The organism is Asticcacaulis sp. P4_H10 (assembly GCF_056400965.1).
The window spans coordinates 149,919-163,018 of the sequence record NZ_JBFUKH010000006.1 but is presented as its reverse complement, the minus strand read 5'-3'; the positions used below and the strand labels follow the sequence as shown (position 1 = coordinate 163,018).

Sequence of the window (13,100 nt, the reverse complement as noted above, 5' to 3'; positions counted from 1 at the left end):
CGCTACCCGTGCTAGCCTTGGCAAAATAATAGAAAAATGGTTGGGACGATGAGCAAGGATGGAAGCGCGGCGAATAAGCCGAAACTGTTTGAACGCTTAAGCTACGGCGCAGGCGACTTCGGTTTTAACCTGTACTGGACGACGATATCGGCGTTCCTGCTGATATTTTACACCGACAGTTTCGGCCTCGATCCACGTGTCGCCGGCACCATGCTGCTGACGACAAAACTGCTCGATGCCTTCGTCGATCCCCTGATGGGCGCCATTTCCGACCGAACCAAGACCAAGTGGGGCCGCTATCGTCCCTGGCTTCTGTGGGCAGCCATCCCGATGGCAGCCTCAGCCGTCCTGACCTTCACGACGCCCGATCTCGATTCCGCCGCCAAGCTGATCTACGCCTACGTCACCTTCGCGCTGATGATGGCTGTCTATTCGGTCGTCAGTATACCCTATGGCGCCCTGTCTGGCGTGCTGACCAACGATCCGCAGTCGCGTACCCAGATCAACAGCTTCCGCTTCGTCTTCGCCTTCGCCGGCAGCACCTTCGTCACCTATTGTACGCCGCTTCTGGTCAAGTGGTTCGCGACGCAGTTCGGTGCGGGCAATGATACCGTCGGCTGGCAGTTGACCATGGCGCTGTACGGCATCCTGGCTTGCCTGTTCTTCTTCAACGTCTTTGCGACGACGCGGGAACGCGTCCTGCCTGTGCAGGAACAGAAGGTCAGCCCGTGGCGCGACATCGCCGACCTGTCGCAGAACCGCCCGTGGATGGTGCTGTTCGTCCTGTCGCTCGTCATCATGGTGACGATTTCAACGCGGATGGGCGCCGCCCCCTACTACATGAAGTACTATATCGGTGAGCCTGAAAAGGTGAAGGAGTTCCTGACCATCTATGGTGTTGCGCTCGCTACCGGCGCCCTGCTCACCCCATTTGTCACGCGCTTTGTCGACAAGAAGTCGCTGCTGATGATCCTGATGGTCCTGGTCGGCGTCTTCTCGATCGGCTTTTACTTCATTCCCAAGGATCAGCTGTGGCTGGCCTACGCCATGCAGGTCGTGATCGGCCTGTGCCTGGGGCCGAAATCCCCCCTCACCTTCTCGATGTACGCCGACACGGCCGACTATACCGAATACAAGACGAACCGCCGCGCCACCGCCATGACCTTCTCGGCAGCCATCTTCGCCCAAAAGCTGGGTGGGGCGCTGGCCTCAGCCGTCATCGGCTGGACGCTCGCCAGCCTCGGCTATGTCGCCAATCAGGCCCAGGGTGGCGCCTCTCAGGAAGGCATATTGCTGCTGATGAGCGTCGTCCCCGGCGCCCTGGCCCTGCTGTCGGCCGTCATTATGGCCGCCTACGACCTCAACGACAAACGCCTCGCCGAAGTGCAGGCCGAACTGACCTCCCGCAAAGCCCAAAAAGACTCCTGATGCCCCTTATAGATTTTGACTCGACCACCTGCCGCCTGCACAGCGCGACAGCCCTTCCCCTTGCCGCCGGCTTCCTGTGGAACCCGCGCATGATGATCCACATGACGGCGCGCGGCTTTGCGACCGCCCAGTTCATGCAGCCCGAGCCGGCCAAATACGCCCGCGCCCAGATCATGGAAGCCAAGCATTTCATGCTGCCGGAACAGGGCACTTACGCGCATCACCCGGGTCGTTTTTTTTACATCAAGAACCGTAACAATAACGGTATCTTTTCAGCGCCTTACGAGCCTGTGCGTAAGCCTGTTGATAAGTTTGAATTCCGCCTGACACCTACAGATATTTCCTGGCAAATTCAGCAGGATAATCTGTGGATAGAGCTTATCCTCACCCTGCCGGTCGATGAGGCCTGCGAGTTGTGGGAAGTGCGTCTGCGCAATGCCAGCGACACGCCGCAGAACATCAGCCTGTATCCTGCCTTCCCGCTTGGCCTGATGAGCTGGATGAACCAGTCGGCCGACTTCCACGCCGGCCTGGGCGGCATTGTCGGCGATTGCGTGACGCCCTACCAGAAGGTCGCCGACTACTTCAAGAACAAGGACCTGAAGGACAAGGTCTTCCTGCTCAGCGAACAGACGCCCGTGGCCTTTGAAACGCGCCAGACGCGCTTCGAAGGTGAAGGCGGCCTGCACAATCCGGACGGCCTGCAAGGCGCGCGTCTGGCCGGTGGCGTGGCGCGCTACGAGAACCCGATCTGCGCCATGCAGTTCGACCACGATCTCGCCCCCGGTGAGACGACGACGCATCACTTCCTCTTTGGTCCGGCTTTCGACGAAGCGGAAATTTCACGCCTCAAATCGCGATTTTTGTCGGCCAAAGGGTTCAAGCAGGCGCGCCAGGACTATGCCCAATACATGGCGCGCGGACGCGGATCAATCAATGTTGATTTCAAAGATCCGCACCTTACGTCCTTCGTCAATTCATGGATGCCGCGCCAGGTCTATTATCACGGCGACACCAACCGCCTTAGCACTGATCCGCAGACGCGTAACTTCCTCCAGGACGCCATGGGCAGCGTTTACGTTCAGCCGCAAACGGCTCGCGCCGTCCTGCTCAAAGCCTTGTCACAACAGGAGGAGAGCGGCGCCATGCCCGATGGCATTACGCTGTATGAAGGCGCCGAACTGAAATATATCAACCAGGTTCCGCATACGGATCACGCCGTCTGGCTGGCCATTTTCCTCGAATCCTACCTGTCGGAGACCGACGATTACTCCCTCCTCGATGTGCCGGTTTTAAATACGCACACCAACGAAACGCTTAGTGTCCGAGAGCGCGTTTCGAAGGCAAATCAATGGTTGATCAAATCTGTCGACCACCGCAATCTGAACTTCATCGAACAGGGCGACTGGAATGACCCGATGAACATGGTCGGCTGGAAAGGCCGCGGCGTTTCGGGTTGGCTGAGCATGGCGACCGCCTATTCGCTGCGCCTGTGGGCGGGCATACTGAGGGCGGACGGCCACGACGGTTCGGCGTTCGCGACAGCCTCTGCCCGCTTCAACGACGCTGTCAACACCCACCTCTGGGATGGCGACTGGTACGGGCGCGGCATCACCGACGACGACGTCGTGTTTGGCATCAAAAAGGACGTCGAGGGCCGCATCTATCTCAATGCGCAAAGCTGGGCCCTTATGTCGGGCGCCGCCGACGCCGCAAAGGCCTCTTTGATGCTAAGAGCCGTCGAGGAACAGCTTGAGACGCCCTACGGCGTTGAAATGATCGGTCCGGCCTACACCCATATGCGCGAGGATGTCGGCCGTCTGACGCAGAAATTTCCCGGCGTGGCCGAAAACGGCTCGGTCTATAACCACGCCGCCGCCTTCTATATCCATAGCCTCTACGAGATTGGCCAGGCTGACAAGGCGTTTGCGCTGCTCCGCCGCATGCTGACCGGGCCTGACGAAGAAGATCTGCTGCGCCGTGGCCAGTTGCCGATCTTCCTGCCCAACTACTACCGTGGCGCCCACAGGCAGTTCCCGGACGCCTCCGGGCGCTCGTCGCACCTGTTCAATACCGGCACGGCGTCGTGGATCTACCGCAGCCTGATCGAGGGCCTGCTGGGCCTCAAGGGCTGCCGTGACGGCCTTGCTATCCAACCGCAACTGCCATCGGACTGGAGCGAAGCCAGGGCCACGCGCTGGTTCCGCGGCGCGGAGTTCCGCGTCCACATTCAACGCGACTCAACGATTGATTCGACCCGGGTGATCTGCAATGAAAAGCCCCTGAACGACAATGTCGTCAGGGGCATAAGTAGCGGATCTGTTTACGAAATTTCCGTAAAAATTCCTTAGGCGACAGGCCCCAGGAAGACCGGCGCCGTCACAGTGAACTTGGCATTGTGGGCGCGCAGGGTGCCATTGGTGTACTGCGCCATGACCGTCACGTCGTTACTCTTCTGGTGGGTGACGATCAGGCGGTCAAAACCTGGAATGATGTAGAAGTAGCGCGGCCAGTCGCCACCGGTCGGGATGATCTGCAGCAGCGCCAGGCGGCCCGTCGTATCGAGGCCAAAGACCGCGATCGAGTTATGGCCACGGTTGGAGACGTACAGGATATTACCCAGGTCGTTCATGGCGATGTGACCGGCGAAGCTGGTGCCAGTAAAGTCGGCCGGCAGGGTCTTGATGTACTGCACGTCCTCGAACGTGCCGTCGCCCTTGGGACGCAGGGTAATCAGGGCGTTTTCCAGCTCACCCAGGATGTGCGCCACCTGCCCCGACGGATGCAGGCTCAGATGACGCGGACCGAAGCCAGGTTCGCACTTGTAAGCGACAAACTTGTCGCCGACGGCGCCCGAAGCTGCGTCGAAGCTGTAGCCAATGACCTCATCAGTGCCCAGGTCGACGCTGTAGATGTACTTCTGATCGACGGAGAACTTGACCCAGTGGGCGTGCGGCCCCTGCTGGCGGTCGGCATTCGGGCCGGAACCCGAATTCTGCTTGACGATCGCGGGTTCGAGCGGCAGGCCGGTCTTCGCATCCAGCTTGTAGACAGCGATATTGCCTGAACCGTAGTTGGCGACTGCCAGATACGACTCGGTGGCATCCAGCGAGATATAACAGGGCGAGCTGCCCTGGCTGGAGACTTCGCCCTTCTTGGTCCACTTGGAGCCATTCGTGGCCACCTGATAGACGCCAATCAGGCCATTCTGCTGTTCATTGACAACATAATGACGCTTCAGCTTCGGGCTGTAGACCCCGTAGGAGGCGTTCGGCACGGTCGGGTCCGGCTTCTTGCCTTCAGTCCATTTGTCGTAGGCGGCCGAATAGGACAGCGTGGTGACGCCAGCGCCACCTTCCGAAGCATAGGTGCCTACGTAATATACCAGGTCTCCAATCGCGGCATTGGCCAGGCTTGGCGCAAATGCTGCAGCGACTGAACCCGCGAGAAAGAGACGGCGGTCAACTCCGCGCGACGAGTTCTTAGACATGAAAATCCCTCTTGCATTTCAATGCAGATGGTAAACTAGCCAATCCCTGCGAGACTGGCCAGTCCTTTATTCTTTTGTGTATGGCTGTTGCCAATGGCGTCTTAATGTCGGCCCACTAATTCGCGTTACAACATTCATATTAACAACGGAAAATATTGTTTTATATAATATTTTCACATTAGCACAATTGTTGAACGCGCTTCGGCGGACATTAGCCGGCTTCCTTGACCAGACCTTCCAGGCCGCAGTCGCGAACCTTTCGGTACAAAGTTGAGCGGCCAATACCAAGACGACGCGCCACTTCCGACATATGACCGGCATAAACGCTGATGGCGTGCTCGATCAGATCGCGCTCGATATCCTCGAGTTTGCGCAGGTGACCGGCTTCGTCGAGGATGCGAACAGGCGCGTCATGCAGCGCATTGACCTCTTCGATCTGTTCGCGAACGGTCTGCGCCAGGCTCACCGAAATCGTCGGCAGCGGCGCAGGCGCCGGCATGTTGACACCGCTGATCGCCGGGAAGTCATAGGCTTGCAGATGCGGACTGTCGGCCAGGACGATAGCCCGGTAGATGGTGTTCTCTAACTGGCGGACATTGCCCGGCCATTCATACGCGCACAGCATCTGCAGCGCTTCAGCCGATACGCCGGTGACGCGCTTGCCCTCTTCGACATTGAAGCGGCGGATAAAGTGCTCGATCAGAGCCGGAATATCGTCGCGGCGTTCGCGCAGTGACGGCGCCTCGACCGGGAAGACATTGAGGCGATAGAACAGGTCTTCACGGAAGGCGCCGGCCTTGACCTGGTCGGCCAGGTTGCGGTTGGTCGCCGAGATGATGCGAACATCCACCTTGACTGGGCGCTTTGAGCCGACCGGATCGATCTCGCCTTCCTGAAGCGCGCGCAGCAACTTGACCTGCATGTCGAGCGGCAGTTCGCCGACTTCGTCGAGGAACAGCGTACCGCCATTGGCTTCCTGAAACTTGCCGAGGTGCTTGTCGGAGGCGCCGGTGAACGAGCCTTTTTCGTGACCGAACAGGATCGATTCCACCAGATTTTCGGGCAGGGCGCCGCAGTTGACGGCGACGAAGGGCTTACCCGAACGCTCGCTCGAGCCCTGGATGGCGCGGGCAATAAGCTCCTTGCCGACGCCGCTTTCACCAAGGATAAGCACGGGAATGGACGACTTGGCGGCGCGTTCGCCCAGACGGCGCACCATGGTCATCGGCACCGATGTACCGATCAGGTCGTCGAACGACGTGCGATTGGTCGTGTGCTTTTTCAGGCGTGTCACTTCGGCCGCCATGTCGCCCATCTGCAGGGCGTTGCGGACCGACACGAGAATGCGTTCCGGCGATGCCGGCTTGATGAAGAAGTCCTGCGCCCCTGCCTGCATGGCCTTGACGACGGTGTCGATCCCGCCCGAAGCCGTCAGCACCACGACCGGCGTACGCAGGCCCGCGGCGCGGATTTCTTTCAGGGTGTCGATGCCCGACTGGCCCGGCATGACCAGGTCGAGAATGACGGCGTCGATGCCCGTAGACGTGGTCAGGCGGTCATAGGCCTGCGCGCCGTTTTCGGCATGCAGGACAGCGAAACCTTCGCGCTCCAGAACGGCCTGAATCAGGCGGCGCTGCGTGGGGTCGTCGTCACAGATCAGGATCGTCTTGGCCATGTCATACCATCTCTATTTCGGACACCGTCGTTTTGACGGCGCGGTTTATTTTGAGACAGTCTTAGCCGAACGGCATAAAAATCAGGTTTAGACACAAGGTTAATGTGTCATACACGGACTACAGCGGCACAGCTTATCCCCACCCAATCCATCCCACCCACAATTGTGGACCATTCCACAATTCGGCTCGATTTTTTGCGAACGCGTGCTTATGTGCCTGCATATATCCGGCGAGATTTTATCATGACTCAACTGCCCGTCGATTCCGCCACCGGCTTACCGGTCTGGGACCTTTCCGATCTTTACAGCGGCCCCGAAGACCCCGCCATTGAAGCGGACCTGAAGGCGGGCGCTGCCTTCGTCAAGGACCTGGCCAAGCTTCAGGGACAGTTTCTGGCTGCACGCGGCAATGCCGAACGCCTGGGCCTGCTGATCGATCAGGCAGCGTCATTATATGAGAAAGCCATGGACCAGATGGGCGGCGCCCTGGCCTACGCCACCCTGGCCTCGACCATAGATCGCGAAAACACCCGCGTCGCCACGCTCGAATCCGACCTGCGCACCCAGGCCGCGATGATCTCGGCCGACAGCCTGTTTCTCAGTCTCGAACTTAATCAGCTCGAAGACTGGGAGATCGAGAATGCGCTCAAGACGATCGACAAGGCTCAGCGCTGGCGCCCGTGGCTGCGCCGGATCCGCGCCTCGCGGCCGCACGAACTGTCGGCCGAGCTGGAGCGACTGATGCTGGAACGCATGCCGGCGGTTGGCCAATGGACGCGCCTGTTCGACGAGACCCTGACTCGACTGCGCGCCAAGGTCGGAAAGGAAAGCCTGACGCTCAACGACGCGCTTACGCGTCTGTCGGCGCCCGAACCCGCCGTCCGCAAGGCCGCGGCCCTGGGCCTGACCGAGGCGCTGAAGGAAAACGCGCCGGTCCTGGCGCTCAGCCTGAACACCCTCGCCTTTGAAAAGCAGGTCGAGGATCGCTGGCGGAAGTACGAAGCGCCGGCGGCATCGCGCCACCTGGCCAACGAAGTCGACAAGGACGCCGTCGATGCCATGGCCGATGCGGTGTCCGAGGCCTATGCCGGCCTGTCCCATCGCTACTATGCCCTGAAGGCCAAAATCATGGGCCGAAAGCAGCTCGACTTCTGGGACCGCAATGCCCCCCTGACGCAGGATGTACAAAAGCGCTATAGCTGGGAAGAGGCTAAAACAATCGTCCTCGACTCGTTCGCCCAGATGGGCCCCGAGTTCGAAGACCGCGCCCGCATTTTTTTCGACAAGCCGTGGATCGATGCCGCGCCGCGGCAGGGCAAGTCGTCCGGCGCCTATGCCCATCCGGTAACCGCCAACCGCCACCCCTATGTAATGCTGAATTTTACAGGTGACCGTCGCGAAGTCCTGACCCTGGCACACGAACTGGGCCACGCGGTGCACCAGACCCTGTGCCAGCCGCTGGGTTCGATCCTGGCCGACACGCCTCTGACACTGGCCGAAACCGCGTCGATCTTCGCCGAAGGCCTGGTCTTCGAACACCTGGTCGCCGACGCCAGCAAGGAAGACAAGAAGGCGCTGCTGGCCGGCAAGATCGAGGATGGCCTGAATTCCGTCATCCGCCAGATCGCCTTCCACCGCTTCGAAGAGCGTTTCCACGCCGCCCGCCAGTCCGGCGAGGTCGCCCTTCCCGAAATCAACGCCATGTGGCTTGAGGTCATGGGCGAATCCCTGGGCCCGGCAATCAAGCTCAATGACGGCTATGAATACTGGTGGGCCTATATCTCCCACTTCGTCCACGCCCCCTTCTACGTCTATGCCTACAGCTTCGGCGACCTGCTGGTCTCGGCTCTGATGGAAAAGCGCCGCGAGGATCCCGCCGCCTTCACGCCGCTGTATCGCAACCTGCTGGCGGGCGGCGGCACGAAAACCTATACCGAGGCACTTGCCCCCTTCGGCATGAATCCGCGCGACAAGAGCTTCTGGAAGATGGGCGTATCGCGTCTTTCGGGTCTTATCGACGGCTTTGAAGCCATTCTCTAGGGTTGGTAAGGTTGACCGGGGCCTCACCCTTTTGTAAGAGCGAACCCAATACTGTTTCGCAGATGCACTCTGCACCCATTCAGGACTGTGCCAATGGCTGACCACCACGATCATCACAACGACTATGTCCACGGTGAAATGGACATTTCTCAGCACAAGCACAGCTATGAACTGTTTGCCGACCTGACCAAGTGGGGCTGCCTGCACCTGGCGGTCCTGCTGGTGTTCATCGTCGTCCTGACCTGCATTCCGGGCGCCGGCCTGATTCCGGCAGCTATCTCGGCTGTCGTCGTCGGCGTGCTGGGTTTCATCCTGTTGAAGAAGAAGCCGGACAGCCACTGATCCGGGCGCGCTCCGGCGCGCTCTTCATAATATTCCAGACGACCTCAGCGTGACGCGCGAATCAATGCGCTCACGCTGACTGCTATTCGGCTGCCCCCTTTTCGATATGCAATCAATTGTGCGTATGACAGCCACCCCGTGGGGGCGCCAAAGCCTTGCTGCGCCTGCCGTTCCTCCCTCTAAAATGTCCTGACATCTGGGAAAAAGTGGTAAAGTGACTTAGCGGCTTTACTTGCCTGCGAATTCCTCATAACAAAACTCAGATAATAAACGGCGACACGAATGTCGTTGCGGGTGCAATTAGACACCCGCCAAAGCCATTGTCAGAGGAACAACAACTTGGCTGTCACTATCGCGGTACTCAAGGAAACCCATGCCAACGAAGCACGGGTTGCGGCAACCCCGGAAACGGTCAAGAAATGGACCGGGGCTGGACTTGCCGTTACAATCGAAACCGGCGCGGGACTGGGCGCCGCCATCACGGATGACGCCTATACGGCTGCTGGCGCGACCATCGCTGCCAGCGCCGTCGAAGCTGCCGGCAAAGGCGACATCGTTTTAAAGGTGCGCGGCCCCTCCGCTGCCGAGATCGCAGCGCTGAAAGCGGGTGCCACCGTCATCGCGTTGCTGGACGCCCACCGCGAAAAAGACACGCTGAAAGCCTTGGCGACTAAGGGCGCCACCGCCTATGCCATGGAATTCGTTCCGCGTATCACCCGCGCACAGGTCATGGATGCCCTGTCGTCCCAGGCCAATCTCGCCGGCTACCGCGCCGTCATCGAAGCCGCGTCTGCCTATGGCAAGGCCTTCCCGATGATGATGACCGCCGCCGGCACGGTTGCCCCGGCCAAGGCGTTCATCATGGGTGTTGGCGTCGCCGGCCTCCAGGCCATCGCCACGGCCCGCCGTCTTGGTGCGGTCGTCACGGCCACCGACGTCCGCCCGGCGACCAAGGAACAGGTCGAGTCACTCGGCGGCAAGTTCCTGGCTGTCGAGGACGAAGAGTTCAAGAACGCCCAGACCGCTGGCGGCTACGCCAAGGAAATGTCGGCGGAATATAAGGCCAAGCAGGCGGCGCTCGTCTCCGCGCACATCGCCAAGCAGGACATCGTCATTACCACCGCCCTGATCCCAGGCCGCGCCGCGCCGATCCTGGTCACCAAGGACCAGGTCGCGAGCATGAAGCCCGGTTCTGTGCTGATCGACCTGGCCGCCCCGCAAGGCGGCAATGTCGAAGGCTGCATCGCCGATGAAATCGTCGACGTCAACGGCGTCAGGATTATCGGTTTTTCGAACATCGTCACACGCATCGCCACGGACGCTTCGGCGCTCTACGCCAAGAACCTCCAGGCCTTTGTCGGCCTGCTGGTCAACAAGGAGGGCCAGCTTGCCCCCGACCTGGAAGACGAGATCCTGAAAGGTTCTCTGGTCACCAGCGGCGGCGCGATCGTCCATCCGGCACTGCAGGGCTAGGGAGAGCAAAATGGAAGTCATCTATCACCTGGCCATCTTCGTCCTGGCCATCTTCGTCGGCTACTACGTTGTGTGGAGCGTCACGCCGGCCCTGCACACGCCGTTGATGGCCGTCACCAACGCCATTTCCTCGGTCATCATCGTCGGCGCGCTGATCGCGGCCGCCGCGAGCGTCACGGGCATGAACGGCGGCGCGGGGGCGTGGGTCGCCAAGGGCGCGGGCGGTATCGCCTCGGCCCTGGCTGCCGTCAACATTTTCGGCGGCTTCATGGTCACACGCCGGATGCTGGCCATGTACAAGAAAAAAGAAAAACCCGCCAAGGTCGAGGGAGGCCACTAATGGAACAATTGACCACCCTCGCCTATCTTGTCTCCGGCGTCCTGTTCATCCTGGCGCTGCGCGGCCTGTCCTCGCCTGAGACTTCGCGTCAGGGCAATCTCTACGGCATGATCGGCATGGCTATCGCCGTCGGCGTGACAATCTATCACCTGCTCAGCAACGGCTCGCTGGATGCGACGACCATCGTCATCATCCTGGCCGGCATCGCCATTGGCGGCATCGCAGGCACGGTCATCGCGCAAAAGGTCTCCATGACATCGATGCCGCAACTGGTCGCGGCCTTCCACAGCCTGGTCGGCATGGCCGCGTGCATGGTCGCCATCGGCGCCCTTTATGCCCCGCGCGCCTTTGGCATCGATAATGGCCTGGACGGTGTCCATACCCAGTCGATCATCGAACTGGCCCTGGGCTGTGCTATCGGCGCCATCACCTTTACCGGGTCGGTCATCGCGTTTGCCAAGCTGAACGGCAATATGTCGGGCGCACCGATCATCCTGCCAGCGCGCCACCTGCTCAATATTGCGCTTGGCGTCGCCATTATCGGCCTGATCGTCTACATGGTCATCAATAACGGCACGCCCGATACGCAATGGGCCTTCTGGGGCATCTTCGGCCTGTCGCTGGTCCTGGGCATCACCCTGATCATCCCGATCGGCGGCGCAGACATGCCCGTCGTCGTGTCGATGCTCAACTCCTATTCTGGCTGGGCCGCAGCAGCACTTGGCTTCACGCTCGAAAACATTGCCCTGATCATCACCGGGGCGCTGGTCGGATCAAGCGGCGCGATCCTCAGCTACATCATGTGCAAGGCCATGAACCGCAGCTTTATCAGCGTCATTCTTGGCGGGTTCGGCGACACAGCGGCAGCAGCCAGTGGCGTGGTCGAAACCCGTCCGGTCAAGCAGGGGTCAGCCGACGACGCTGCCTTCATCATGAAGAATGCGTCCAAGGTCATCATCGTCCCCGGCTACGGCATGGCGGTCGCCCAGGCCCAGCACGCCCTGCGCGAAATGGCTGACAAGCTGAAGGAAGAAGGCGTCGAGGTAAAGTACGCCATCCACCCGGTCGCCGGCCGCATGCCTGGTCATATGAACGTCCTGCTGGCCGAAGCCAATGTGCCCTATGATGAAGTCTTCGAACTGGAAGACATCAATTCGGAGTTTGCCACGGCCGACGTCGCCTTCGTCATCGGCGCCAACGACGTCACCAATCCGGCGGCCAAGACCGACCCGACCTCCGCCATCTACGGCATGCCTATTCTCGACGTCGAAAAGGCGCGCACCGTCCTGTTCGTCAAGCGCGGCATGGCGGCCGGATATGCAGGCGTCGAAAACGAATTGTTCTTCCGCGACAACACCATGATGCTGTTCGCCGACGCCAAAAAAATGGTCGAAGGCATCGTCAAGGGACTGTAACCACGAGCCAAACCAGATCAAGCCGCCCCGTGCCCCAGCACCGGGCGGTTTTTTCATGGTGCAAGTCTGGCTAAATTTACCCACGACTTACGCATTCATGCGTCATTCAGCCTTCATTTGGCACCATTGCGCTCCTATGGTAGGCATTAGTCCTGTTCCGGGGATGATGAAGTCGATGAAAATGAAGAATATTGTCCTTTCGCTTGCGGCCCTTACCGTGCTTGCCGCGGGCACGCCCGCCATGGCGCAGCTTATTAAGGTGCCCCAGGTGTCCACCCAAGGCGGTATCTCGACCTCGACTGCCGCGGCGTCCGACGCCTTTCCGGGCCTGAAGGGCTATCTGGGCCTGCCCGCAGCAGAACGATCACAGTTCAGCGTCTATTATGTCGCCCGGATCAAGCGCGCGGACAAATCCCAGGTGAAGATCACGCTGGTCGACGGCAGCAAGCAAATTCCGCTGACGGTCCAGGCTGACGGCCGCATCACCCCCCTGCCGACGCTTGCGCAGCTCAACAGCGGCGCCAAGGTGACGATCAGCGGGCCGGAATCGGGTTCTTACTCTATGAAGATCAAGGTCCATTCTACCCAGGGCAATGGCCGGACTTACGATGCCGCAGGCCTGGCGCTTGGCGTGAAGCAGGCCAATTCCGCGGTCGGCAAGATTGCCGGCGCGGCGGCCTTCCTGGTCAAGAAGCTTGACCGCGTCTATTTCATCGGGGGTGGCGCCGGTACGGTCGAGGTCAATGGCCAGCAGAAAGCTCTGCCGCGTACCGACGGCGCTGATGAATACCCGGCCGGCACGCCCTACTTCGTGCCGTCACAATTCCCGGGTGCGGCACGAATCACCCTGACCAATACCGCGTCCAACGCGTTGTTCGATAACCCGCCGAAATAGGA

General features: G+C 60.2%; 10 protein-coding genes. 8 read left to right on the top strand and 2 right to left on the bottom strand.

Going from position 1 to position 13,100, the window contains the following annotated elements; genetic code table 11:
* Window positions 1-48 precede the first annotated feature (48 nt).
* Both AC1DON_RS12540 and AC1DON_RS12535 read left to right on the top strand, forming a co-directional pair.
* On the top strand, window positions 49-1,428 hold the full coding sequence (locus tag AC1DON_RS12540; RefSeq protein WP_476935136.1) for an MFS transporter: 1,380 nt from the start codon (window positions 49-51) through the stop codon (window positions 1,426-1,428).
* Entirely contained in the window at window positions 1,428-3,779 is a 2,352-nt protein-coding gene (locus tag AC1DON_RS12535) for a GH36-type glycosyl hydrolase domain-containing protein (RefSeq protein WP_476935135.1), read from the top strand. Before AC1DON_RS12540 ends, AC1DON_RS12535 begins: the two co-directional genes overlap by 1 nt.
* On the opposite strand, the gene AC1DON_RS12530 is transcribed toward AC1DON_RS12535, so the two are convergent.
* Window positions 3,776-4,918 carry a lactonase family protein gene (locus tag AC1DON_RS12530; RefSeq protein ID WP_476935134.1) on the bottom strand — a complete coding sequence of 381 codons (1,143 nt, stop codon included), beginning with the start codon at window positions 4,916-4,918 and terminating at the stop codon, window positions 3,776-3,778. The two genes, AC1DON_RS12535 and AC1DON_RS12530, sit on opposite strands and share 4 nt — an antisense overlap.
* Before the next feature lie 211 nt (window positions 4,919-5,129).
* Window positions 5,130-6,593 (bottom strand): sigma-54-dependent transcriptional regulator, encoded by a 1,464-nt coding sequence (locus AC1DON_RS12525; protein ID WP_476935133.1) that lies wholly within the window; start codon window positions 6,591-6,593, stop codon window positions 5,130-5,132.
* A 243-nt stretch (window positions 6,594-6,836) separates the two neighbouring features.
* On the opposite strand from AC1DON_RS12525, the gene AC1DON_RS12520 reads away from it, so the two are divergent.
* From AC1DON_RS12520 to AC1DON_RS12495, 6 genes are all read left to right on the top strand, one after another.
* On the top strand, window positions 6,837-8,633 hold the full coding sequence (locus AC1DON_RS12520) for a M3 family oligoendopeptidase (RefSeq protein WP_476935132.1): 1,797 nt from the start codon (window positions 6,837-6,839) through the stop codon (window positions 8,631-8,633).
* Between the two features lie 93 nt (window positions 8,634-8,726).
* Window positions 8,727-8,975, top strand: coding sequence for an aa3-type cytochrome c oxidase subunit IV (locus tag AC1DON_RS12515; RefSeq protein ID WP_476935131.1), 249 nt, complete (start codon window positions 8,727-8,729; stop codon window positions 8,973-8,975).
* Window positions 8,976-9,314: 339 nt separating this feature from the next.
* Window positions 9,315-10,448, top strand: coding sequence for a Re/Si-specific NAD(P)(+) transhydrogenase subunit alpha (locus tag AC1DON_RS12510; RefSeq protein ID WP_476935130.1), 1,134 nt, complete (start codon window positions 9,315-9,317; stop codon window positions 10,446-10,448).
* Window positions 10,449-10,458: 10 nt separating this feature from the next.
* Entirely contained in the window at window positions 10,459-10,788 is a 330-nt protein-coding gene (locus AC1DON_RS12505; protein WP_476935129.1) for an NAD(P) transhydrogenase subunit alpha part 2, read from the top strand.
* Window positions 10,788-12,203 carry an NAD(P)(+) transhydrogenase (Re/Si-specific) subunit beta gene (locus AC1DON_RS12500; protein ID WP_476935128.1) on the top strand — a complete coding sequence of 472 codons (1,416 nt, stop codon included), beginning with the start codon at window positions 10,788-10,790 and terminating at the stop codon, window positions 12,201-12,203. The genes AC1DON_RS12505 and AC1DON_RS12500 overlap by 1 nt, the downstream gene beginning before the upstream one ends.
* 181 nt (window positions 12,204-12,384) lie before the next feature.
* Complete coding sequence (locus AC1DON_RS12495) at window positions 12,385-13,098, top strand: hypothetical protein (RefSeq protein ID WP_476935127.1); 714 nt, start codon at window positions 12,385-12,387, stop codon at window positions 13,096-13,098.
* The last annotated feature ends 2 nt before the right edge of the window (window positions 13,099-13,100 follow it).